Source organism: Streptomyces sp. NPDC030183 (assembly GCF_055573455.1).
Genome location: NZ_JBVIBK010000023.1, coordinates 1 through 24,405, shown reverse-complemented (window position 1 = coordinate 24,405; position 24,405 = coordinate 1). Strand labels below are relative to the sequence as shown.

Below are 24,405 nucleotides of genomic sequence, written 5' to 3'. Positions count from 1 at the left end.
GGTCACGGGGCCGCGGGGGTCTGGGCCTGGATGGCGGTGATGGCGACGGTCGTCACGATGTCCTGGACGAGGGCGCCCCGGGACAGGTCGTTGACCGGCTTGCGCAGGCCCTGCAGCACCGGGCCGACCGCGAGGGCGCCGGCGGAGCGCTGCACCGCCTTGTAGGTGTTGTTGCCGGTGTTGAGGTCGGGGAAGATCAGCACGGTGGCCTGCCCGGCGACCTCGGAGCCCGGCAGCTTGGTCGCCGCGACGCTCGGCTCCACGGCGGCGTCGTACTGGATCGGCCCCTCGATCAGCAGGTCGGGCCGCCGGGAGCGGACGATCTCGGTGGCCTCGCGCACCTTGTCGACGTCGGCGCCCGAACCGGAGGTCCCGGTGGAGTACGACAGCATCGCGATCCGCGGCTCCACCCCGAACTGCTGTGCGGTGGCGGCGGACTGGACGGCGATGTCGGCGAGCTGCTCGGCGTTCGGGTCCGGGTTCACCGCGCAGTCGCCGTAGACCAGCACCTTGTCGGCGAGGCACATGAAGAACACCGACGAGACGATGTCCGCGTCCGGCTTGGTCTTGATGATCTCGAAGGCGGGCCGGATGGTGGCGGCCGTGGAGTGCACGGACCCCGACACCATGCCGTCGGCGAGCCCCTCCTGGACCATCAGGGTGCCGAAGTAGTTCACGTCGGACACCACGTCGTAGGCCAGCTCGACGCTGACGTTCTTGTGGGCGCGCAGCCGCGCGTACTTCTCCGCGAAGGAGTCCCGCCACTGGGAGGTCGCCGGGTCCACCAGCATGCTGTCGCCGAGGTCGATGCCCAGGTCGGCGGCCTTCTTGCGGATCAGGTCGACCGGGCCGAGCAGGGTGAGGTCGCAGACCCCGCGCCGCAGCAGGACCTCGGCCGCGTGCAGCACGCGCTCCTCGGTGCCCTCGGGGAGGACGACCCGGCGCCGCTCGGCCCGGGCCTGCTCCAGCAGCTGGTGCTCGAACATCATCGGGGTGATCCGGTCGCTGCTGGGCGCCGAGACCCGGGTGCGCAGCTCGGCCGTGTCGACGTACCGCTCGAACACACCGAGCGCGGTCTCCGCCTTGCGCGGGGTCGCCGCGCTCAACTTCCCCTCCATCGAGAAGAGTTCGGAGGCGGTGAGGAAGGAGCCGCTCTCCACGGCGACCACGGGCGTGCCGGGCGCGAGCCGCGCCGCCAGCGTGAGGACCTCGTCGCTCGGCCGCTCGTTGAGGGTCAGCAGCACACCGGCGATCGGCGGGGTGCCCGCGCTGTGCGCGGCGAGGGCGCCCACCACCAGGTCGGCGCGGTCACCGGGGGTGACGACCAGGCAGCCGGGGGTGAGGGCGTTGAGGAAGTTCGGCAGCATCGCCCCGCCGAAGACGAAGTTCAGCGCGTCACGCGCCAGCCCCGAGTCGTCGCCGAGCAGCACCTTGCCGCCGAGCGCGTGGGTGATCTGCGCGACCGTCGGCGCGGACAGGGCGGGCTCGTCCGGGACCACGTAGCAGGGCACGGGCAGCGGGAGCCGGGAGTCCGTGAGCCGCTCGGCTATCTCGTCGCGGTCGGCGGGCGCGACCCGGTTCACCACCATCGCGATCACGTCACAGCCGAGGCCCTCGTACGCGCGGTACGCGTTGTGCGTCTCGGCGACCACCGAATCGGCGGTCTGCTTGCGCCCGCCCACCACGGAGACCACCGACGCGCCGAACTCGTTGGCGAGACGGGCGTTGAGGGACAGCTCGTCCGGGAACTGGGTGTCCGCGAAGTCGGTGCCGAGGACGAGGACGACGTCGTAGTCCCGCGCCACCGTGTGGAACCGGTCGACGAGGGTCGAGACCAGTTCGTCCGTGCCGTGCTCGGCCTGGAGGGTGGACGCCTCGTGGTAGTCCATGCCGTACACGGTGGCCGGGTCCTGCGAGAGCCGGTACCGGGCGCGCAGCAGGTCGAAGAGCCGGTCCGGGCCGTGGTGCAGCAGCGGCCGGAACACCCCCACCCGGTCGACCTGGCGGGTCAGGAGCTCCATGATCCCCAGCTCGACGACCTGGCGGCCGTCGCCGCGGTCGATCCCGGTCACGTACACGCTGCGCGTCACGTGTGCTCTCCGTTTCATGTCGGGTTCGGTGGGTGCTGCGGTGGGTGCCTCGGTGGTGCCGCAAGCGCCGCTTCAGGGGCTTCGAGCAGTGTCTCCGCAGGGGTGGGACGGGTGTGCGGAAATCACCGCCGCGGCGGACGGAAACCCTCTTGACAATACCTCTGGGGGTGGATAAGGCGCCCATCAGGTGGCCAGGGCGGGGAGCGGCGGCCGACGGCGGGGCAACGGCTCTCCGGGCGGCCGGAGGCGGATTCGGCGGGCGCGGCAGCCCTCTGCGAGGCGTGAAACAATCGGATCGGCTCACAAGTACCAGCACCCAGCAGGACGAGCAGGAGACACAGCACGATGCGTATCGGAGTTCTGACCGCAGGCGGCGACTGTCCGGGCCTGAACGCAGTGATCCGGTCGGTCGTGCACCGAGCGGTCGCCCAGTACGGCGACGAGGTCATCGGCTTCGAGGACGGCTACGCCGGTCTGCTCGACGGCCGCTACCGCACCCTCGACCTGGAGTCCGTCAGCGGCATCCTCGCCCGCGGCGGCACCATCCTCGGCTCCTCCCGCCTTCAGCGCGACCGCCTCCGCGAGGCGTGCGAGAACGCGCAGGACATGGCGCACCAGTTCGGTATCGACGTCCTGATCCCGATCGGCGGCGAGGGCACCCTCACCGCGGCGCGGATGCTGAGCGACGCCGGGCTGCCGGTCGTCGGCGTGCCGAAGACGATCGACAACGACATCTCGTCGACGGACCGCACCTTCGGCTTCGACACGGCGGTCGGGGTCGCGACCGAGGCGATGGACCGCCTGAAGACGACCGCCGAGTCCCACCAGCGGGTGATGGTCGTCGAGGTCATGGGCCGGCACGCGGGCTGGATCGCCCTGGAGTCCGGGATGGCCGCCGGTGCGCACGGCATCTGTCTGCCCGAGCGCGCGTTCGACCCGGCCGACCTGGTCAAGATGGTCGAGGAGCGCTTCGCACGCGGCAAGAAGTTCGCCGTCATCTGCGTCGCCGAGGGCGCCCACCCGGCCGAGGGCTCGATGGACTACGGCCACGGCGAGATCGACCAGTTCGGCCACGAGCGCTTCCAGGGCATCGGCACCGCCCTCGCGTACGAGCTGGAGCGCCGCCTCGGCAAGGAGGCCAAGCCGGTCATCCTCGGTCATGTGCAGCGGGGCGGCACCCCGACCGCGTACGACAGGGTGCTCGCCACGCGCTTCGGCTGGCACGCGGTCGAGGCCGCGCACCGGGGCGAGTACGGCCGGATGACCGCGCTGCGCGGCACCGACGTGGTGATGGTGCCGCTCGCGGAGGCCGTGACCGAGCTGAAGACGGTCCCGAAGGACCGGATGGACGAGGCGGAGTCGGTCTTCTAGACGCCTTGTCCGGCGGACACGAGCTAGTAGGCGGCCGCCCGGCGGACCAGTGACCAGAAGTGGTCGGTGATCCCGTCCAGGTAGTCGCGGCCGGCGTCGCCCGCGTCGGTCGCGGCCGTGCCGTTGGCCCAGGTGAGGCCGGCGCTCATCCTCTCCTGGTAGTCGAGGTGCATCTCCCGCAGGACGTCCCCCAGGAGGCGCCGGTCCAGGGAGAGCAGCTTGGCGGTCGGCCGGACGTACGCCTGCCAGCGGGTGGCCACCGCGTCGTGGAGCAGCTCGGTGAGGCGCGCCTGGCGTCCGGTGACGACGACCAGCTCGGGGAGCGAGAGGTCGAGCAGCTCGGCGAGGGCGGTGGCCTGCCGTTCGGTGCCGCGCCATTCACCGCTCTCCTCCAGCTGGAGGTAGGCGGTCAGGTCCATGCCGAGCGCGTGGGCGACGTCCTCGGGGGCGATCCCCCGGGCCATGCGGTGCTCGCGCAAGGTACGCGGCGCCCCGATGAGTTCGCCGGGGGAGCACCACAACACACCCGCCAGGGCGGTGAGTTCGGGGCCGGTCGGCGCCACCGTGCCGCGCTCCCAGGCGTTCACCAGGTCCGGCGTGACGTAGGGCAGACCGTACGAGGACCGCATCCCGTAGGCGACGTGCTCGGGTCCCATGCCGAGGGCGGCGCGGAGTCTGCGGGCGGCGGAGGCGTCGAACGGTGGGGTGGGGGCCTGGAGGTCCGGTTGCCCGTACGGCCCGGGATCGGGGGCCGGGGTCCGGATCGGATCGGGGCTCGGATGTGTCGGTCGACGGTGGGGGTGCTGGGGCTGCCGTTCACGGGCTGAGCGTCGGTGCACGCGCACAACGTAGGGGTGCGGGACTGCCGTGACTACAGGCTGTTCGGCCACAATCACGGATTGTAGGAACCTACGGGTCCTGTGATCCTTGTGGCCGGAGTGACGTGGTATGCATGGGGCCGGGTCGCCCCCGGGGTCAGCCCTTGACCGCGCCGCCCAGGGCGAAGCCGCCGCCCAGGCGTCGGGCCACCGCCACGTACAGCAGGATCACCGGGGTCGAGTAGATCACCGAGAACGCCGCCAACTGCCCGTAGACCACGGTCCCCTTGTTCCCGAAGAACTCGTTGACGCTCACCGAGGCCGGCATCTGGTCCGGGGTGAGCAGCAGCATGAAGGGGACGAAGAAGTTGCCCCACATCATCACGAACGAGAACACGGTGACGACCGCGACGCCCGGCCCCATCAGGGGCAGCACGATCCGCAGCAGCGACTGGAGGGGCGAGGCGCCGTCCGTCCACGCCGCCTCCTCCAGCTCCTTCGGTACGCCGTCCATGAAGTTCTTCATCAGCCAGATGGCGAACGGGAGTTGGGAGGCGGCGAAGAACAGGATCGTGCCCTCGTGGGTGTCGATCAGATTCACCCGCACGAACAGGGCGTACACCGGGACCATGATCGCCGTGATCGGGAGGCTCGTCGCGAAGAGGATCGTCAGGAGGAAGGGGCGGTTCAGACGGGAGCGGAAACGCGACAGGGGGTAGGCGGCGAGGGCCGCGCACACCACGGTCAGCGCGGTGCCGCCGCCGCACAGCAGCAGACTGTTCAGCAGCGGGGTGACGGTGATGTCCGGGGTGAGGACCGCCTCGTAGTTGTCGAGGGTCACGGCGTCCGGGAGCCGCACCCTGAGGTCGGCCCGCGCGTCCACGGACGACAGGACCACCCAGGCGAGGGGCAGGACGAACGCGGCGGCCACCGCGAGCAGTCCGGCGTCGGCGGTCAGCCGGCGCCGCAGGGTCCGGCGCGAGGCGGGCGTCCGGTCTCTGGTCGGCACCGGGTCAGACCTCCGTTCGCAGCAGCCGCAGATACACGACCGAGAAGAGGGAGCCCACCACCAGGAGCAGCAGCGCGACCGCCGTGCCGTAGCCGATCATGCTCTTCTGGAACGCCTCCTCGTACATGAAGAGCGGGAGCGTCTGGCTTCTGCCTCCGGGGCCGCCCCTCGTCATCACCCAGATCAGACCGAAGACGGACAGGGTCTGGAGGGTGATGAGCATGAGGTTCGTCCCGATGGAGCGGCGGATCATCGGGAGGGTGATGTGCCACAGGCGCCGCGGGCCGCCCGCGCCGTCCACCTCCGCGGCCTCCGTGATCTCCTTCGGGATCTCGTCGAGCGCGGCCGAGTACACCAGCATCGAGAACGCCGTCCCCCGCCACACGTTCGCGAACGACACCGCCAGGATCGGCAGCGTGTACAGCCAGTTCTGGGCGGGGAGACCGAGCCAGTCCAGGACGGCGTTGAGGGTGCCCTCGCGGCGGAAGAAGGCGTACAGCAGAAAGCCCGCGACCACCTCCGGCAGCACCCAGGCGGTGATGACGATGCCGCCGACGAGGGTGCGGACGGGCTTCGAGGCGCGCCGCATCAGCGCGGCCAGGGCGAGTCCCAGGGTGTTCTGGCCCAGCAGCGCCGAGAGGACGGTGAAGACGAGGGTCAGCCAGACGGCGTTGCGGAACGCCTCGTCGCCGAAGGCGGTCCGGAAGTTCTCCAGGCCGACGAAGGAGTCCTCGGCCTGGCCGGTGAGCTGGAGGTCGGTGAAGGCGATGGAGGCGCAGTAGGCGATGGGCCCGGCGAGGAAGAGCAGCAGCAGGAGGGTGGCGGGGGCGACGGGGAGTGCTCGGGTGAGGGCGCGGAGGGCGGGGTGCGGGGCGCGGCCCGGTCGTCGGGTCATGGGCGGCGGGTCATCCGCGGGTCATCCGCGGGTCACCTGGTCGTCCGTGGCCGCCGCGAGTTCCTCGTCGTAGTTCCGCGCCGCCTCCGCCACCGACGCGTCGCCCGTCGTCACGGACTCCATCGCCTCCTGGATGGCGGTGGAGACCTTCGGATACGCCGGGTAGGCCGGGCGGTAGTGGGTGTGGGCCACCAGGTCGGTGAAGAAGTCGATGCCGGGCCGGCCCTTCGCGTAGGCCGGGTCCTGGGCGACGTCCTCGCGGACGGCGATACCGGAGTTGGCGATGTACCACTTCCGGGCGTTCGCCTTCGACTGCATCACCTTGATGAACGCGAAGGCGAGATCCGGGTTGGCGGCCTTGGCGGGGATCGCCCAGGTCCAGCCGCCGGACATGCTCACCTTTCCGGGGGCCTGGCCGTGCTGGGTGGGCATGGCGGCGAGGCCGAGCTTCTCCGACCAGTCGGGCCACTCGTGGCCGCTGCCGGGCAGCCAGTCCTGGGGGAGCCAGGAGCCGTCGAGGTTGATGCCGAGCTTCCCCTCGGGGAGGAGTTCGCCGCGTACCCGGGTGGCGATGTTCGGGTCGAGGGCGTCGGAGACGTCCGGGCCCAGCTTCTCCTCGTAGACCGTCTCCACGAAGGCCAGCGCGTCCTTGAAGCCCTGGGTTCCGGCCTTCCACTTCTTGGACTTCTCGTCGTAGAGGGGGTCACCGCCGCCGTCGGTGGCCCCTCGCGTGCCGTAGAGCAGCATCTCGAAGCCCTGCATGGTGGCGGCCTCGCCCGCGGGTTTGCCCGTGTACACGTTCAGGGGGATGACGCCGGGGACCTTCCGCTTGATCGTGCGGGCGGCGGACAGGACGTCGTCCCAGGCCCTCGGCCGCCAGTCGGCGGGGAGGCCGGCCTTCGCGAAGATCGCCTTGTCGAACCAGAGGCCGCGGGTGTCCGTGCCGTCCGGGACGCCGTACGTCCTGCCGTCCTCGGCCTTCGCCGCGGCCTTGGCCGTGTCGATGAACCGGTCCCAGTCCTTCCAGTCGGCCAGGTAGTCGTCCAGCGGCTTCAGATAGCCGCTGGTGATGTCCGAGTTGATGAGGAAGGTGTCCTCGTAGACCAGGTCGGGGGCGGTCTTCGGGGACCGCAGCATCTGCTGGACCTTGGTGTAGTACTCCGAGTCCGGCGCCTTGATCGGGACGAGCTTCACCTTCTTGCCGGGGTTCGCCTTCTCGAACTGCTCCTTCACGTCCCCGAGGAAGGTGTCCATGACCCGGACCGAGTTGTCCGTGGACTGCTTGTACGACACCTCCACGGTGTCCGGATCGCTCCCGGACCCGTTGCCGCAGGCGGCGAGGACACCGGGCGCGGTGACCGCGAGGGCCCCGGCGAGGAGGAGGCGGAGGGGGGACCGGCGGGAGCTGGGGGGTGCGGTGGGGCGCACGGGGCACGACCTCCTGCTGGCTACGACGTTGTGGCCTGGGTGGGTGCCCGGTGACGGTACGAGGAGTGGTCTGGTCAGGTCAATGCGTGTGCGGCGGCGGGGACTTGGGCGGCCTACTCCTTGCGGACCCAGCGGTACACCAGCTCCGGGCGTCCCACCTGCCCGTACTGCGGTTCGCGGCGGGCGCGGCCCGCGTCCACCAGGTGTTCGAGATAGCGGCGGGCCGTGATCCGGGAGATGCCCACCGCCTCGGCGATGCCGGCGGCCGTCAGACCCTCCGTGGTGTCCCTCAGGGCCACGGTGACCCGCTCCAGGGTCGGCGCGCTCAGCCCCTTCGGCAGGGCCGCCGGGCCCGGGGCGCGGAGGGTCGCCAGCGCACGGTCCACCTCGTCCTGGCCGCTGGCCTCGCCCGCCGCCGCGTGGAACTCGGCGTAGCGGACCAGCCGGTCGCGGAGCGTCGCGAAGGTGAACGGCTTGAGGACGTACTGGACGACGCCCAGCGAGACGCCCTCCCGGACGACCGTCAGATCCCGGGCCGAGGTCACCGCTATCACGTCGGCGTGATGCCCGGCGGCGCGCAGCGAGCGGGCCAGTTGCAGACCGTGCACGTCCGGCAGATGCAGGTCGAGGAGGAGCAGGTCCACCGGCATGCGCTCCAGCGCACGGCGTGCCTCCGCGCCCGTGTGGGCCTTGCCGACCGCCGTGAAGCCGGGGACGCGGCCGACGTACATCATGTGGGCGTCCGCGGCGACGGGGTCGTCCTCCACGACGAGGACTCTGATGGGATCGGCACCGCTCATACGTCGTCGCCTCCAGGCACGGCTTCGGCCACAGCGGCCCGGGGGCCGGGAAGGGTACGGGCGACCTCGGTGGGACCGGCCGCGTCGGCCCGGGCGGGCCCGGTCGCGCCCAGCGGCAGCCGCACCTCGAACTCGGCGCCGCCCCCGGGTGCCTCCGCCACGGTCAGGGTGCCCCCGTGACGGCGCGCCGTCTGCCGGACGAGGGCCAGCCCGAGGCCCCGGCCGCCGGGTCCGGACGGTTTCGTGGAGAAGCCGCGCTCGAAGACGGAGTCCCGGTGCGCCGGGTCGACGCCCGCGCCGGTGTCACTGACCCGCAGCACCAGCACCGGGCCGTCCGCCGGGCCGCCCGCCGAGGCGTCTGCCGGGTCGTCCGCCGGGCCGTCCGGCGCCTCGGCCGGTTCGTCCGTGTACGCCGTCACCGTCACCCGTGCCCCCGTCGTCCCCTGCGCCGCGTCCACCGCGTTGTCGATCAGATTGCCCAGCACCGTCACCAGGTCCCGCGCCGGCAGGGAGGGCGGGAGCAGACCGTCGTCGATGCGGCTGTCCTGCGACACCACCAGTTCCACGCCCCGCTCGTTCGCCTGTGCCGTCTTACCCAGCAACAGCGCCGCCAGGACCGGCTCCGTCACAGCGGCCACCACCTGGTCGGTCAGCGCCTGCGCCAGCTCCAGCTCGGCGGTCGCGAAGTCGACCGCCTCGTCGGAGCGGCCGAGTTCGATGAGGGAGACGACGGTGTGGAGGCGGTTGGCCGCCTCGTGGGCCTGGGAGCGGAGGGCCTGGGTGAAGCCGCGTTCGGAGTTCAGCTCACCCATCACGGACTGGAGTTCGGTCACGTCCCGCAGGGTGACCACGGTGCCCCGGCGCTGGCCGCCCGACACGGGGGAGGTGTTGACGACCAGGACCCGTTCGGCGGTCAGCAGCACCTCGTCCACCCGGGGCTCGGACGACAGCAGCGCACCCGTCAGTGGCGCCGGCAGGCCCAGGTCGGCCACCGAGCGGCCGATCACGTCCTCGGTGACGCCCAGCAGCTCGCGGGCCCCGTCGTTGATGAGTGCCACCCGGTACTGCCCGTCCAGCATGAGGAGCCCCTCGCGCACGGCGTGCAGGGCCGCCTGGTGGTAGTCGTGCATGTTGCTCAGCTCGGCGGCGTTCATGTTGTGCGTGTGGCGGCGCAGCCGGGCGTTGACGACATAGGTGCCGATGCCGCCGAGGGCGAGGGCGCCGGCGGCCACCCCGAGGAGTGCCGTCACCTGGCCCTGGACCCGGTCGCTGATCGCCTGCACCTTGATACCGGCGCTGACCAGGCCGACGACCCGGCCGTCCTCCTTGATCGGGGTGACCGCGCGCACGGACGGGCCGAGGGTGCCGGTGTAGGTCTCGGTGATGGTGCCGCCCCGCTGGGCCCTCTCGATGTGGCCGACGAAGCGCTTGCCTATCCGGGCGGGGACGGGGTGCGTCCAGCGGATGCCGTCCGGCGTCATGATCGTCACGAAGTCGACGCCGGCGTGCCGCTGCACCTCGGTGGCGTACGGCTGGAGCCGCGCGGTCGGATCGTCGGTGTGGATCGCGTCCCGCACGGACGGCGCGTCGGCGACCGCGGCGGCGACGGCCAGGGCCTGGCGGCCCGCCGCGTCCTCGGCCTGGCTGCGGTCACTGACGTACGTGAACAGCGCGCATCCCGCCACGACGACCGCGATCAGCACGGCCTGCACGGCGAAGAGCTGACCGGCCAGGCTGCGGGGTCTGAGGAGGGACGCGACGCGCATGGCAACAGTCTGCATGGACGGGTTGGCGTGAACTAAATGAACGGAAGGGTGACCGCCCTCACAGAGCGGGAGATAGTCACCCCATCGAACATGTCCAGCACATGGACGGCAGAGGGAGTACGACTCCCCTCCGGGACCCCACACCCGAGCCGCCGGGAGACCGGCTCCCCGACCCCCGGGAGCCACTCCCCCCGGGAGCCCCCGCTCCCACCCCCGGGAGACCGTCTCCCGCCATCCCCCGGACGTGAGCCGCACGCCGGACGATCAGCCGACGACGTCGTCGACGAGGAGGGCAGCCGTGGCCAGCACCACCCATACGGCACCTACCGCACCCGCCAAGCGGGACCGCACCCACTACCTGTACATCGCCGTGATCGTGGCCGTGGCGCTCGGTATCGCCGTGGGCCTGATCGCCCCCGACTTCGCGGTCGAGCTGAAGCCCATCGGCACCGGCTTCGTGAACCTGATCAAGATGATGATCTCGCCGATCATCTTCTGCACGATCGTGCTCGGTATCGGTTCCGTACGGAAGGCCGCCAAGGTCGGCGCGGTCGGCGGCATCGCACTGGTCTACTTCCTGATCATGTCGCTGGTCGCCCTCGGCATCGGTCTGGTCGTCGGCAACATCGTCGAGCCCGGCACGGGCCTCGCGGTCACCGACGCCATCAAGGAGACCGGCCAGGCGCAGGTCTCGCCGGAGGCCAAGGACACCACCGAGTTCCTGCTCGGCATCATCCCGACCACCATCGTCTCCGCGTTCACCGGCGGCGAGGTCCTGCAGACCCTGCTCGTCGCGCTCCTCGCGGGCTTCGCGCTCCAGGCCATGGGCAACGCCGGCCAGCCGATCCTGCGCGGCATCGAGCACATCCAGCGCCTGGTCTTCCGCATCCTCGCGATGGTGATGTGGGCCGCCCCGATCGGCGCCTTCGGCGCCATCGCGGCCGTCACCGGCTCCGCCGGCCTGGACGCCCTCAAGAGCCTGGCCGTGCTGATGATCGGCTTCTACATCACCTGCTTCCTCTTCGTCTTCATCGTGCTCGGCGCGCTGCTGAAGATCGTCGCGGGGCTGAACATCTTCACGCTCTTCAAGTACCTGGGCCGTGAGTTCCTGCTGATCCTGTCCACCTCCTCCTCCGAGTCCGCGCTGCCGCGCCTCATCGCGAAGATGGAGCACCTGGGTGTCAGCAAGCCCGTCGTCGGCATCACCGTCCCGACCGGCTACTCCTTCAACCTCGACGGCACCATGATCTACATGACCATGGCGTCCCTGTTCATCGCCGACGCCATGGGTACGCCGATGGCCATCGGCGAGCAGATCGCGCTGCTGCTCTTCCTGCTGGTCGCCTCCAAGGGTGCGGCGGGTGTCACCGGCGCCGGTCTCGCCACCCTCGCGGGCGGTCTGCAGTCCCACAAGCCCGCGCTGGTGGACGGCGTCGGCCTCATCGTCGGCATCGACCGCTTCATGAGCGAGGCCCGCGCCCTGACGAACTTCGCGGGCAACGCGGTCGCCACGGTGCTGATCGGCACGTGGACCAAGGAGATCGACAAGGACCGGGTCAACGAGGTGCTCGCCGGGAACGCGCCGTTCGACGAGGCGACGCTGCTGGACGACCACGGGGCGGCAGCGCCGGCCGAGGCCGAGCCGGAGGGCGAGAAGGAACTCGCCAAGGCGTGAGCGCGTAAGCGCTCCGCTGGGGGCGCCGGGCGGGAGCACCGCTGGGCTGTGAGGCCGGCTCCCGACCACCGGTCGAGTGTGGCCGGTCGCGCGGTTCCCCGCGCCCCTGACGGGCCTGCGCCCCCGACGGGCCTGTGCCCCTGACAGACCCGCAGGCCCCCATCGAACCCCGTACGGCCGGGTCCTCCCCCCGTAGTCCCGGCCGTACGGGCACCACAACCGCATACGCACCCCGATGCACCGAGCGGTCAGGTCCTCCCCCTGTGGACCTGGCCGCTCGGCTCTTTTCGTTTCTCTTCCTGACGCCGCTCTTTCCTTGACGTGGGGGTCAAGGATTAGCGTCGGGGCATGCGCATCGGTGAGTTGGCGGCACGGGCCGGGACCACGACACGGACGTTGCGGTACTACGAGACGCGGGGGTTGCTGCCCGCACGGCGCAGCGGCAACGGGTACCGGTCGTACGACGAGGGGGATCTGCGGCTGCTGCGGCAGATCCGGACGCTCCAGGACTTCGGGTTCGACCTGGAGGAGACACGCCCCTTCGTGGAGTGTCTGCGGGCCGGGCACCCGGAGGGCGACTCGTGCCCGGCGTCGCTCGCGGTCTACCGGCGCAAGCTCGACGAGCTGGACGCGCTGATCGGCGAGCTGGCGGCCGTACGGGCCAAGGTCGGCGAGCAGTTGGCGCGGGCGGAGTCGGCGCGGGAGCGGCTGGCGGCCGAGGCGGAGGTTCCGGGCGGTCCGGAGCCGGAGTGCGAACTGGGAGGGGGCGGGCTGTGATCAGGGCTGCCGGTGTGGCCGAGGTGACGGACGCGGATTTCGCGGCGGAGGTGATCGGCGCGGAACTGCCGGTGCTGGTGGAGTTCACCGCCGACTGGTGTCCGCCGTGCCGGCAGATGGGGCCGGTGCTGAGCGCCCTCGCCGCGGAGGAGGGGGAGCGGCTGAAGGTGGTGCAGCTGGACGTGGACACGAGTCCGGAGACGACCAACCATTACCGGGTGCTGTCCATGCCGACGTTCATGGTGTTCAAGGGCGGTGAGCCGGTGAAGGCGATGGTCGGGGCGCGGCCCAGGCGGCGGCTGCTCGAAGAAATCGCCGACGTGCTCTGACGACCCGATGAGAAAAGCCCCCGAGTAATTGCGCTCGGGGGCTTTTCTTGCGTATATTTACTGGTTCGCGACTTCAAGGAGATTGGGTCGCAAAGAAGTTCAGTGAGCACAGTATATCCGGGCGGGAGTGGAATTGTCAAACACCGGCTTTTCGCACGATGAATTGCGGCGCGAGCAGGAATTCATCGACGCGCTGTACCGGCGGGTCGACGCGCTGCGCGGTGAGACCGAGGACTCCGTCACCGACGCCCTGGCACAGGGCAACACGCCCATGCAGGCCCGGCTGGAGCGGGACATCCTGGTCGCCGAGCGCTCGGGTCTGCTGGCCGCGCTGAACGCCGTCGACGGCTCCCTGTGCTTCGGACGTCTCGACCTCGCCGACGGCGGCCTCCACCACATCGGCCGCATCGGCCTGCGGGAGGACGACACCGAGCGCACCCCGATCCTCATCGACTGGCGGGCCGACGTCGCCCGGCCCTTCTACCTCGCCACCGGCCACACCCCGATGGGGCTGCGCCGCCGCCGGCACATCACCACCGAGGGCCGCCGGGTCACCGCCCTGCACGACGAGATCCTCGACATCGGCGACGAGACCCGCACCGGCTACGAGGACCCCACCGGCGACGCCGTCCTCCTCGCCGCGCTCAACTCGGCCCGCACCGGCCGCATGGGCGACATCGTGCAGACCATCCAGGCCGAGCAGGACCGCATCATCCGCGCACCGCACCAGGGCGTCCTGGTCGTCGAGGGCGGCCCCGGCACCGGCAAGACCGCCGTCGCGCTGCACCGCGCCGCCTACCTGCTGTACGAGCAGCGGGAACTCCTCGCCAAGCGCGCCGTCCTCATCGTCGGCCCCAACCCCGCCTTCCTCGGCTACATCGGCGAGGTGCTGCCCTCCCTCGGCGAGACGGGCGTCCTGCTGTCGACGGTCGGCGAACTGTTCCCCGGCGTCCGGGCCACCGCGACCGACACCCCGGACGCGGCCCGGGTCAAGGGCCGCGCCGACATGGCCGAGGTGCTCGCCGCCGTCGTACGGGACCGGCAGGCACTGCCCGACCCGGTGATCGCCATCGAGCACGACCGGGAGATCCTCATGCTCGACGACGACCTCGTCCGGGTCGCCCGCGAGCGCACCCGCGAGGCGCGACTGCCGCACAACGTCGCCCGCGAGCACTTCGAGGGCCACATCCTCAACACGCTCACCGACATGGTCGCCGAGCGCATCGGTACCGACCCCTACGACGGCTCGAACCTCCTCGACGCCAGCGACATCACCCAGATCCGCGACGAACTCGCCGAGAACCCCGAGGTCTGGTCCGCCATCGACCAGCTGTGGCCCCGGATCACCCCGCGCCGCCTGATCGCCGACTTCCTCGCCGAGCCCGACGGCTTCCTCCCCGAGGCGGACGCCGACGCCGTACGCCGCCCGGTCACCCGCGCCTGGACCGTCGCCGACGTCCCCCTCCTCGACGAGGCCGCCGAACTGCTCGGCGAGGACGACCGGGTGGCACGCGCCCGGGCCGACCGCGAGCGGGAGACCCAGATCGCGTACGCGCAGGGCGTCCTCGACGTGTCGTACGCGTCCCGGACGTACGAGTTCGAGGACAAGGAGGACAGCGACCCCGAGAGCTCCGAGGTGCTGTCCGCGCACGACATCATCGACGCCGAGCGGTTCGCCGAGCGGCACGAGGAGGACGACCACCGCAGCGCGGCCGAGCGGGCGGCGGCCGACCGGACCTGGGCGTTCGGGCACATCATCGTCGACGAGGCGCAGGAGCTGTCGCCGATGGCCTGGCGGCTGCTGATGCGCCGTTCCCCGACCCGCTCGATGACCCTCGTCGGCGATCCCGCGCAGACGGCGGAGGCCGCGGGCGTCGGCTCCTGGTCCGACATCCTCGCGCCGTACGTCGAGGACCGCTGGAAGCACACCCGGCTCGGCGTCAACTACCGCACGCCCGCCGAGATCATGGAGGTCGCGGCCGGTGTCGTCCGCGCCCAGCAGCCGGACTTCGAGCCGCCCAGCTCCGTGCGGTCCACCGGCGTACGGCCCTGGGCGCGCCGCGCGGCCGCCCGCGACCTGCCCGCCGAGGTGGCCAAGGCGGCCGCCGAACTCACCCCCGCCGAAGGGCGGCTCGCGGTGATCGCGCCCCGCGCGCTGCACCGGGCGCTCGCCGCGCGCCTCGACGGCGTCACGGCCGGCGCGGAACCGGACCTCACCCGGACCGTCGTCCTCCTCGACCCCCGGCAGGCCAAGGGCCTGGAGTTCGACTCGGTCCTCGTGGTGGAGCCGGACCGGTTCGGCACCAGCGATCTGTACGTGGCGCTGACCCGCGCCACCCAGGCACTCGGCGTCGTCCACACGGAAGCGCTGCCCAGGGCCCTGGGGGAGTCGCTGGCAGCCGCCTGACCGGCGGCCGGCGCGGCGCCCCGCCGGTGAGTCCCCGTCACCGCCCGGACCGGGCGGGCGCGACCCGGACCGGGGCGCCCGGGCGGAGGGGGCGCACTCGGCCCGGGCGGCCCGCGCACCCAGGGGGGTGCTACCGGTAAGGCCAGGTGGGGGCCACCGTCACCACATGTGCATCGGGGATCACCAAGCCGTAACAGTTCATGCCGTCGTCACTGTTCGTGCCGGTGCCATGCGGTATGCGTGTCGCTCATGGAAACTCATCCGTTCGCGGCCGCTCCGGCCGGCAGCCCCACGCTCGACTCGCTGCCCGTGGAGCCGTTGCTGACCTCGGAGTTCGACGCGGACCCGGGCAGCGTCTACGAGCGACTGCGGAGTACCTACGGCCCCGTGGCCCCGGTGGGGCTGATGGGCGTTCCGGCATGGCTGGTCCTCGACTACCGCGAGGTGCTCGAAGTCCTGCGCAACGACAGCGTCTGGCGGCGCGACGTACGGCACTGGCGGGCGCGGGCGGAGGGGCGGCTGCCCAGGGACTGGCCGCTGCTCGCCGGGTACGAGGTGCGGCAGACCATGTTCTTCGACGACGACGAACATCGGGCCGCGCGGCTGACCTACCACTCCGCCATGCGGCCCTTCCAGGACGGGCACAGCCCCGAGGGCTGGGAACTGCGGGCGGCCGTCGCCAAGTACGCCGACGACCTCATCGGCATGCTCGCCGCGGAGTCCGGGACGAGCGGCTTCGCCGATCTCGCGGCGCAGTACACACGGCCGCTGCTCCTCATGGTCACGACCAAGCTGTTCGGCTGCCCCGTCGACCTCGGCGACGAGATGGTCATGGAGATGTGGCGGATGCTCGACGGCGGGCCGGACGCGGGACCGGCCACCGGGCGCGCGCTGGCCGCGATGACCCGGCTCGCGGCGCACCGGCGGGAGCGGCCGGGGGAGGACCTGACGTCCTACATGCTGCTGTCCGACCCCTCGCTCTCCGACGAACAGCTGGGCCGTGAGCTGTTCATGAACGCGGTCTACCTCAACGACATCACCGGCAACATGGTCTGCAACACCCTGCTGGAGGTCCTGCGGGGCAACGCGACGGTCCGGCGCAGCGTGGCGAGCGGGCAGATCGGGGAGACCGTCAACCGGGCGGCGCTGGTGAACCCGCCGACCGCCAACCTGTGCTTCCGGTTCGCCGGGCGGGATGTGCGGCTGGGGAACTTCTGGATCCGGGCCGGCGACATCGTCTCCCCGTCCGTCGCCGCCGCGCACCGCGACCTGCTCGCCATCGGCACGTCCCACCTCGTCGACTCCGCGGTCAGCACGCGGGCGCATCTCGCGTGGGGCGCCGGACCGCACCAGTGCCCGAGCGCGGCGCGCGAGCTGGCCGGGACGATCGTCACCACGGCGGTGGGGCGGATCTTCGAGCACTTCGCCCGCGCGGAACTCACCCTGCCGCCGGACCAGTTGCCGTGGCGGACGGGTCCGGTGGTGCGGGGGCTGCGGCTGCTGCCGGTGCGGTACGAACTGAACGGGGGGGCGCCTGTGGCGAGCCGGGCCGGGGGGTCGGGTGCGGCTGCGTCGATGGGGGGCGAAGGGGAGGTCGCCGCGGTGGCGGCGGGGGTGTCCGGGCGGGGTGGGAGTGGGTTGTTGGGGGCGTTGCGGCGGATGATGTCGGGTGGGCGGAGGGGTGGGGGGTGATCGCGGTACGGCTCGGGGGTGCGGGGTTCGTCGGCGGGTGCGGGTGCGTCGTGGTTTCTCGCGCAGTTCCCCGCGCCCCTGGAGGGACGGGCCTGCGGCCCGTCCCTCCCCACGGAGGGGTGGGCCTGCGGCCCGTCCCTCCCCACGGAGGGGTGGGCCTGCGGCCCACCCCTTCGGCCTGAAAAGCACGGGGCGTAGCCCCGGTCGCTTTTCTGCCCTACGCGGGACGCAGCCAGACCGTCGCCAGGGGCGGCAGCGTGACGCGGATGCTCGCCGCGCGGGCGTGCCACGGTGTCGGTTCCGACTTCACCGGGTGCGGTGTCGTGACATCGCTCCCCCCGTACGACGCCGCGTCCGTGTTCAGGACCTCCCGCCAGGCCGGGAAGTCGTCGGGCACGCCCAGCCGGTAGTCCTGGCGGATCACCGGGCTGAAGTTGGAGACCGCCAGCAGGGGCGTGCCGTCCGCGTCGAGCCGCAGGAAGGCCAGCACGTTGTCCTCGGCCGCGTCACCCGTGATCCAGGCGAAGCCGGACGGGTCGGTGTCGCGCTGCCAGAGGGCAGGGGTGTCGCGGTACACGGCGTTGAGGTCGCGGACCAGGTCGCGCACCCCCCGGTGGTCGGCCTCGGCGCCGTACGCCGGGTCGAGGAGCCACCAGTCCGGGCCGTGCGCCTCCGACCACTCGGCGCCCTGCGCGAACTCCTGCCCCATGAAGAGGAGCTGCTTGCCGGGGTGGGCCCACATGAACCCCAGGTACGCGCGGTGGTTGGCGCGCTGCTGCCACCAGTCGCCCGGCATCTTCGACACAAGAGAACGCTTGCCGTGCACGACCTCGTCGTGGGAGATCGGCAGGACGTAGTTCTCGCTGTACGCGTACACCATCGAGAACGTCATCTCGTTGTGGTGGTGCTTGCGGTGCACCGGCTCCTTCGCCATGTAGCCGAGGGAGTCGTGCATCCAGCCCATGTTCCACTTCAGCCCGAAGCCGAGGCCGCCGAAACCGCCCGGTCCGACGTGGTGAGTGGCGCGGGTGACGCCGTCCCACGCGGTGGACTCCTCCGCGATCGTGACGACCCCCGGCACCCTGCGGTACACGGTCGCGTTCATCTCCTGGAGGAAGGACACCGCGTCCAGGTTCTCCCGGCCCCCGTGCTCGTTCGGCGTCCACTGGCCCGGCTCGCGCGAGTAGTCGAGGTAGAGCATGGAGGCGACGGCGTCCACGCGCAGCCCGTCGATGTGGTACTCCTCGCACCAGAACAGGGCGTTCGCCACGAGGAAGTTGCGCACCTCGCGGCGGCCGTAGTCGAACTCCAGCGTCCCCCAGTCCGGGTGCGCGGCCCGCGCCGGGTCCTGGTGCTCGTACAGCGGACGCCCGTCGAACTCGGCCAACGCCCAGTCGTCCCGTGGGAAATGCGCCGGCACCCAGTCCATCAGCACCCCGATCCCGGCCCGGTGCAGTGAGTCGACCAGGTACTTGAAGTCGTCCGGGTCACCGAGGCGGGCCGTGGGCGCGTAGAACCCGGTGACCTGGTAGCCCCAGGAGCCGCCGAAGGGGTGCTCGGCGATGGGCAGCAGCTCGACATGGGTGAACCCGAGGTCCTTGACGTACGCCGGGAGCTGCTCGGCGAGCTGGCGGTACGTGAGTCCGGGGCGCCACGACGGCAGGTGGACCTCGTACACGGAGAACGGCGCCTCGTGCGCGGGGACCTCCGCCCGGCGCGTCATCCACTCCTCGTCGCCCCACTCGTAGTCCGACGCGTGCACCACGGACGAGGTGTTCGGCGGGACCTCGGTACGACGGGCCAACGGGTCGGCGCGCAGGGTCTTCGTACCGTCCGGCCGGGTGATCTCGAACTTGTACAGCTCGCCCTCGCCGATCTCCGGCACGAACAGCTCCCACACACCGGAGGAGCCCAGCGCGCGCATCGGGTAGCCCGTGCCGTCCCAGAAGTTGAAGGTCCCGGCCAGCCGTACGCCGCGCGCGTTCGGCGCCCACACCGTGAAGCGGGTGCCGGTCACGCCCTGGTGGGTCATCGGCCGGGCACCGAGCGCCTGCCACAGCTCCTCGTGGCGGCCCTCGTTGATCAGGTGCAGGTCCAGCTCCCCGACGGCCGGCAGGAAACGGTACGCGTCCTCGGTCTCCTGGGTGTTCCCCTCGTACGTGATCAGCAGCCGGTATGTCTCCGGCACGTCCCGCAGGGGCAGCAGCCCTGAGAAGAAGCCCTCGCCGTCGTCGTGCAGCTCCGCCCGCAGCGGGCCCGCCACGACGGTCACGCCCAGCGCGAACGGCCGGAACGCCCGGAACACGACACCCTCCGCCACCGGGTGCGCCCCCAGCACGGCGTGCGGCTCATGATGCGTACCGGCCAGCAGCCGCTCCCGGTCGGCCCCGTCCACGGCGGGCGAGAAGGCCGACCGGATGCCGGTGTCCGACGGGGTGGGGGAGGCCGACTCGGCGGTGGCGGCGAAGGGCTGGGCCGGTACGGACGGCTGCGCGGAGACGGGCGGTTCGGCCGGGGCCGGGGGTTCGGTGGGTGACGCGGGCAGATCCGGTGCCGTCGCCTGCTGCGCGGGAACGGCCGGGGCGGGCTGGGCACCGGCGCTCGACTGCGGCGGGACGACCGGCGCCGCCGCGGTGTTCTCCGGCTCCGCCGGAGTCCGTACCACCCCGACCGCCTTCTTGGCGGCGGCCTTCTTCGTCACGGCCTTCTTCGCGGCGGCCTTTTTCGTGACGGTCTTCTTCGTCGTGGACTTCTTGGCCGCGGTCCTCTTGGCTGCGGCCTTCTTCGTCACGGCCGTCTTGGGCGCGGCGGTCTCCGCACCGGCTGTCGTCGACACGGCTGTCTCGGCCTCGGTCGCCTTGGCCACGGCCTTCTTCGTGACCGCCTTGTTCGCGACCGCCTTCTTCGCGGGTGCCTTCTTGGCGGGTGCCTTCTTGGCGATGGCCTTCTCGGTTGTCGCTTCGGAAGCAGCCGGGGTCTTCGGAGCGGGGGTCTTCGAGGCCGGCGCCTTGGGGACCGAGGTCTCGGAAGCCGTGCTCTTCGTCGGCGAGGTCTTTCTGGTGGCGGCCCTCGCGACAGCCTCCGTCTGCTCCACGCCCACGCCGGGGTCGATGCCGTCCTTGGTGCTCGGAGTCTTCTTCGCCGGGGCTTTCCGCGCCGCGCTCTTCCGGGCCGGGGCCTTCTTCGCCGCCGTCTTCCCGGGCGCGTCCGGCGAGCCGGCGGTGGCCGCCACCTTCTTCGCCGTCACCCGGCCGGCAGCGGTCTTCTTGACGGGGGCCGGGGCCGGGGCGTCCGCCGCCTCGGCGGCCGCGGCCTTCGTCGTCCGCTGGGCCGGGACCTTCTTCGCGGTCTTCGCCGTCACCGTCGTTTTCTTCGCGGGCGCCTTCTTGGCCGAGGTCTTCTTCGTGGCCGTCTTCCGGGCAGCCGTCTTCTTCTCCGGCGCGGACCCTTCTGCGGCGTCGCTGCCGGTGTTCTGCGTGCTGTCGTCGGACGGCGGGCGGGGAGTCACAGGGACGGCCTCCTCGGCGGGTTGTGCAGGGTGGTGAGGGGTGGGCGGAGCGTGTGCTCGGCCCTCGGACGGGGGTTGCGTGTCAGGTCAGGTCGGTGGCCGGGCCGGTGTCGGTGGCCAGGCGGTGGACCGCCGCGAGCGGCACCGAGAGCCAGTCGGGGCGGTGCCGGGCCTCGTAGACGACCTCGTACACCGCCTTGTCGGTCTCGTACGCCCGCAGCAGCACGGGGTCGGTCCGCGGGTCCGCCCCCGAGACCTCCGCGTACCCGGAGCAGTACGCGGCCCGGCAGGCGGACGCCCAGTCGCCGGCCGGCGGCCGCAGGGAGTACGCGGCGTAGTCGAAGGAGCGGAGCATCCCGGCGACGTCACGGGCGACGGGCTGCGCCATCCGGCGCTCGGCCAGCGGCTTCGACGGTTCGCCCTCGAAATCTATGAGCGACCACTCGCCGCCGCCGGCGCGCCGTGCGCCGACCTCGACGGGTGACCGCAGGCACTGGCCCAGGTGCAGGTCGCCGTGGATGCGCTGGGCCGTCCAGGTGTGGCCCTCCGCGGCCAGGTCGGCGAGGGCGTCGAAGGCGGTGCGCAACCCGGGGGCGTACGGGCGCAGCGCCGGTACCGCCTGCGCGGCGGCCTCCAGACGCTCGGTCATCACGTCGACCAGCGACTCCACCTGGGGCCGGCCGAGGGTGACCGTGGGCAGGGCCTCGGCCAGGGCCGCGTGGACCTCGGCGGTGGCCCGGCCCAGCGCCCGTGCCTCTCCGGTGAAGTCCTCGCCCTTGGCCAGCATGCTCAGCGCCAGCTCCCACCCGTCCGCGGCGCCCTTGAGGTACGGCTGGAGCACGCCGAGGACATGGGGCTCCGGGTCGGCGGACGGCAGGTCGGCGATCATCCAGGCGGCGGGCGCCGGCACACGGGGGCACCGCGCGCGGGACAGCGCCAGCGGGAGTTCGAGGTCGGGATTGGCTCCGGGCACGACCCGGCGGAACAGCTTCAGAATGAACGTATCCCCGTAGACAACCGAGGAGTTGGACTGCTCCGAGGTCACCAGGCGGGGCACCAGTCCTTCGGGTATGGCCAGCCGCGCGTCCCGCGAGCAGCGCAGATCCCCTATGCGGGCCTGCGTCCGGAGCGCTTCGAGGAGGACGTCGGCGAGGCGCGGGTCGTGCAGTGCCTCGTAGACCGTCCGTCCGGCCAGCGGCCCCTCCGTGACGTGCCCGATGAGCGCCGGTGCGAGGCGGGGCGGCAGGGTCTCGCGGACGCCCAGCAGGAGTTGGTAGCAGTCGCCGGGCTGTACGGGCGCGCCCTGCGACGGCACCAGCGGCTGATGGGCGCGGACGAGGAGGTGCAGCAGACCGGCCTTGGAACCGCCAGGCCGGGAGTCGTCCTGCCGGGCGACCGGCGGCAGCAGCTCGGTGGCCGCCACCAGCCCGAACCCGGTGACCGGCCGTCCCTTCCCCGCGAACCAGCGCTGCCGTGGCAGCCACTCCCGCAGGAGCGGCTCCAGCGAGGTGAGCAGCCCCGGCACGGGTGGTGCGGCGTGCAGCGGACCAGGACTTGTCGCAGTGGAGTGCGTGGCGGCTTCCGACATGGCGTCGCGTCCTTTCCCCGGGGGGCGGGGTGTTCCTGTTTGCGTGCCCCGGGCGGGCCGGGGGAAACCGGCCCGCCCGGGGGTTCCGGTCGGTTACACGGCGTCCTTCCGCAGGCGGAACCAGTAGAAGCCGTGGCCCGCGAGGGTGAGGAGATAGGGGAGTTCCCCGATGGCGGGGAAGCGCACTCCGCCGATGAGTTCGACAGGGTGGCGTCCCTCGTAGGCGCTCAGGTCGAGCTCCGTGGGCTGCGCGAACCGCGAGAAGTTGTTCACGCACAGCACCAGGTCGTCCTTGTACTCCCGGAGATACGCCAGCACCGCCGGGTTGGACGACGGCAACTCGGTGTAGGTGCCGAGTCCGAAGGCCGGGTTCTGCTTGCGGATCTCGATCATGCGGCGGGTCCAGTGGAGCAGCGACGAGGGCGAGGACATCGACGCCTCGACGTTGGCGACCTGGTAGCCGTAGACCGGATCCATGATCGTCGGCAGGAACAGCCGCCCGGGATCGCTGGAGGAGAACCCGGCGTTGCGGTCCGGGGTCCACTGCATCGGCGTGCGGACGGAGTCGCGGTCGCCGAGCCAGATGTTGTCGCCCATGCCGATCTCGTCGCCGTAGTAGAGGATCGGCGAGCCCGGCAGGGACAGCAGCAGGGCGGTGAACAGTTCGATCTGGTTGCGGTCGTTGTCCAGCAGCGGGGCGAGGCGGCGGCGGATGCCGATGTTGGCGCGCATACGCGGGTCCTTCGCGTACTCCGCGTACATGTAGTCGCGCTCTTCGTCGGTGACCATTTCGAGGGTCAGCTCGTCGTGGTTGCGCAGGAAGATGCCCCACTGGCAGTTGGACGGGATCGCGGGGGTCTTGGCGAGGATCTCCGAGACCGGGTAGCGCGACTCCCTGCGGACCGCCATGAAGATCCGTGGCATGACGGGGAAGTGGAACGCCATGTGGCATTCGTCGCCGCCGCTGGTGTAGTCGCCGAAGTAGTCGACCACGTCCTCCGGCCACTGGTTCGCCTCGGCCAGCAGCACCGTGTCGGGGTAGTGGGCGTCGATCTCCTTGCGGACCCGCTTCAGGAAGTCATGGGTCGCCGGAAGGTTTTCGCAGTTGGTGCCCTCCTGCTGGTACAGGTACGGCACCGCGTCGAGCCGGAAGCCGTCGATGCCCAGATCCAGCCAGAACCGCAGCGCCGAGATCATCTCCTCCTGCACGGCCGGGTTCTCGTAGTTGAGGTCCGGTTGGTGGGCGAAGAAGCGGTGCCAGAAGTACTGCTTGCGGACGGGGTCGAAGGTCCAGTTGGAGACTTCGGTGTCGACGAAGATGATGCGGGCGTCCTGGTACTGCTTGTCGTCGTCGGCCCAGACGTAGTAGTCGCCGTAGGGGCCGTCGGGGTCCTTGCGGGACTCCTGGAACCACGGGTGCTGGTCGCTGGTGTGGTTCATGACGAAGTCGATGATGACGCGCATGCCGCGCTGGTGGGCGGCGTCGACGAACTCCACGAAGTCGGCGAGGTCGCCGAACTCGGGCAGGACGGCGGTGTAGTCCGAGACGTCGTAGCCGCCGTCGCGCAGGGGCGACTTGAAGAAGGGCGGGAGCCAGATGCAGTCGATGCCCAGCCACTGCAGGTAGTCGAGTTTCGCGGTCAGGCCCTTGAGGTCGCCGATGCCGTCGCCGTTGCTGTCCTGGAAGGAACGGACGAGGACCTCGTAGAAGACGGCGCGTTTGAACCACTCCGGGTCCCGGTCCTTCTGCGGCGTGTCCTCGAAGGTGTCGGGAACGGGCTCGTTGACGATCATCGTGTGGGTGACCCCCCGATCTGCGGGTTGGACGGTCGCAGGACGGTCAGTACGTGGGCGGGTGTGCGGCCCGGTTCGAGACGTACGTAGTTGTTCCTGCCCCAGGTGTAGACCTCGCCGGTGAGCTCGTCGCGCACCAGCACCGACTCGTGCCAGTCGAGACCGAGTCGCGGCATGTCCAACGAGACCGTGGCCTCCTGGGTGTGGTGGGGGTCGAGGTTCACGACCACCAGAACCGTGTTCGAACCCGACCGCTTCGAGTAGATGATCACCGCTTCCTGGTCGGCGTGGTGGAAGTGCAGGTTCCGCAGCTGCCGCAGCGCCGGGCTCCGCCGCCTGATCTCGTTGAGCTTGCCGATCAGCGGCGCGATCGTGCGTCCTTCGCGTTCGGCTGCTTCCCAGTCGCGGGGGCGGAGTTGGTACTTCTCGGAGTCGAGGTACTCCTCGCTGCCGGGTTT

General features: G+C 71.3%; 16 protein-coding genes and 1 pseudogene. 6 read left to right on the top strand and 11 right to left on the bottom strand.

Features of this window, described 5'->3' with window-relative positions:
- Window positions 1-2 precede the first annotated feature (2 nt).
- On the bottom strand, window positions 3-2,090 hold the full coding sequence (gene pta / locus ACZ4Z2_RS26270) for a phosphate acetyltransferase (RefSeq protein ID WP_468079187.1): 2,088 nt from the start codon (window positions 2,088-2,090) through the stop codon (window positions 3-5).
- Window positions 2,091-2,435: 345 nt separating this feature from the next.
- Here pta and ACZ4Z2_RS26265 point away from each other — a divergent pair, with 345 nt between their 5' ends.
- Entirely contained in the window at window positions 2,436-3,461 is a 1,026-nt protein-coding gene (locus ACZ4Z2_RS26265) for an ATP-dependent 6-phosphofructokinase (RefSeq protein ID WP_359695300.1), read from the top strand.
- Between the two features lie 23 nt (window positions 3,462-3,484).
- Here the strand turns inward: ACZ4Z2_RS26265 and ACZ4Z2_RS26260 are convergent, their stop codons facing one another.
- The 6 genes from ACZ4Z2_RS26260 to ACZ4Z2_RS26235 all read right to left on the bottom strand — a co-directional run bounded on the left by ACZ4Z2_RS26260 (window position 3,485) and on the right by ACZ4Z2_RS26235 (window position 10,177).
- On the bottom strand, window positions 3,485-4,300 hold the full coding sequence (locus tag ACZ4Z2_RS26260) for a helix-turn-helix domain-containing protein (protein WP_468079185.1): 816 nt from the start codon (window positions 4,298-4,300) through the stop codon (window positions 3,485-3,487).
- Between the two features lie 136 nt (window positions 4,301-4,436).
- Window positions 4,437-5,288, bottom strand: coding sequence for a carbohydrate ABC transporter permease (locus tag ACZ4Z2_RS26255; RefSeq protein ID WP_468079184.1), 852 nt, complete (start codon window positions 5,286-5,288; stop codon window positions 4,437-4,439).
- 4 nt (window positions 5,289-5,292) lie between these two features.
- Entirely contained in the window at window positions 5,293-6,183 is an 891-nt protein-coding gene (locus ACZ4Z2_RS26250) for a carbohydrate ABC transporter permease (RefSeq protein WP_468079183.1), read from the bottom strand.
- A gap of 21 nt (window positions 6,184-6,204) precedes the next feature.
- Window positions 6,205-7,611: an extracellular solute-binding protein gene (locus tag ACZ4Z2_RS26245; protein ID WP_468079182.1), complete on the bottom strand. Its 1,407-nt coding sequence runs from the start codon at window positions 7,609-7,611 to the stop codon at window positions 6,205-6,207.
- A 113-nt stretch (window positions 7,612-7,724) separates the two neighbouring features.
- A complete protein-coding gene (locus tag ACZ4Z2_RS26240) occupies window positions 7,725-8,411 on the bottom strand; it encodes a response regulator (protein ID WP_468079181.1) in 687 nt (228 codons plus the stop codon).
- Window positions 8,408-10,177, bottom strand: a complete 1,770-nt coding sequence (locus tag ACZ4Z2_RS26235) for a sensor histidine kinase (protein ID WP_468079180.1) — start codon at window positions 10,175-10,177, stop codon at window positions 8,408-8,410. The genes ACZ4Z2_RS26240 and ACZ4Z2_RS26235 overlap by 4 nt, the downstream gene beginning before the upstream one ends.
- A gap of 298 nt (window positions 10,178-10,475) precedes the next feature.
- Between ACZ4Z2_RS26235 and ACZ4Z2_RS26230 the strand changes: the two genes are divergently transcribed.
- The 5 genes from ACZ4Z2_RS26230 to ACZ4Z2_RS26210 all read left to right on the top strand — a co-directional run bounded on the left by ACZ4Z2_RS26230 (window position 10,476) and on the right by ACZ4Z2_RS26210 (window position 17,057).
- Window positions 10,476-11,852: a cation:dicarboxylate symporter family transporter gene (locus ACZ4Z2_RS26230; protein ID WP_468079178.1), complete on the top strand. Its 1,377-nt coding sequence runs from the start codon at window positions 10,476-10,478 to the stop codon at window positions 11,850-11,852.
- A 348-nt stretch (window positions 11,853-12,200) separates the two neighbouring features.
- Window positions 12,201-12,629, top strand: a complete 429-nt coding sequence (locus tag ACZ4Z2_RS26225) for a MerR family transcriptional regulator (protein WP_468079177.1) — start codon at window positions 12,201-12,203, stop codon at window positions 12,627-12,629.
- Window positions 12,626-12,958, top strand: a complete 333-nt coding sequence (locus tag ACZ4Z2_RS26220) for a thioredoxin family protein (protein WP_468079176.1) — start codon at window positions 12,626-12,628, stop codon at window positions 12,956-12,958. The genes ACZ4Z2_RS26225 and ACZ4Z2_RS26220 overlap by 4 nt, the downstream gene beginning before the upstream one ends.
- 163 nt (window positions 12,959-13,121) lie before the next feature.
- Window positions 13,122-15,365 (top strand): HelD family protein, encoded by a 2,244-nt coding sequence (locus ACZ4Z2_RS26215; RefSeq protein WP_468079175.1) that lies wholly within the window; start codon window positions 13,122-13,124, stop codon window positions 15,363-15,365.
- A gap of 249 nt (window positions 15,366-15,614) precedes the next feature.
- Window positions 15,615-17,057, top strand: a complete 1,443-nt coding sequence (locus ACZ4Z2_RS26210; RefSeq protein ID WP_468079173.1) for a cytochrome P450 family protein — start codon at window positions 15,615-15,617, stop codon at window positions 17,055-17,057.
- Between the two features lie 217 nt (window positions 17,058-17,274).
- On the opposite strand, the gene glgB is transcribed toward ACZ4Z2_RS26210, so the two are convergent.
- From glgB to ACZ4Z2_RS26190, 4 genes and pseudogenes are all read right to left on the bottom strand, one after another.
- A complete protein-coding gene (gene glgB / locus ACZ4Z2_RS26205; RefSeq protein WP_468079363.1) occupies window positions 17,275-20,169 on the bottom strand; it encodes a 1,4-alpha-glucan branching enzyme in 2,895 nt (964 codons plus the stop codon).
- A gap of 478 nt (window positions 20,170-20,647) precedes the next feature.
- Window positions 20,648-22,153 carry a maltokinase N-terminal cap-like domain-containing protein gene (locus ACZ4Z2_RS26200; RefSeq protein ID WP_468079172.1) on the bottom strand — a complete coding sequence of 502 codons (1,506 nt, stop codon included), beginning with the start codon at window positions 22,151-22,153 and terminating at the stop codon, window positions 20,648-20,650.
- A gap of 93 nt (window positions 22,154-22,246) precedes the next feature.
- Entirely contained in the window at window positions 22,247-23,947 is a 1,701-nt protein-coding gene (gene treS, locus ACZ4Z2_RS26195) for a maltose alpha-D-glucosyltransferase (protein WP_468079171.1), read from the bottom strand.
- Window positions 23,944-24,405: pseudogene (locus ACZ4Z2_RS26190) on the bottom strand (alpha-1,4-glucan--maltose-1-phosphate maltosyltransferase); the annotation flags it as partial. The gene treS and the pseudogene ACZ4Z2_RS26190, both read right to left, overlap by 4 nt.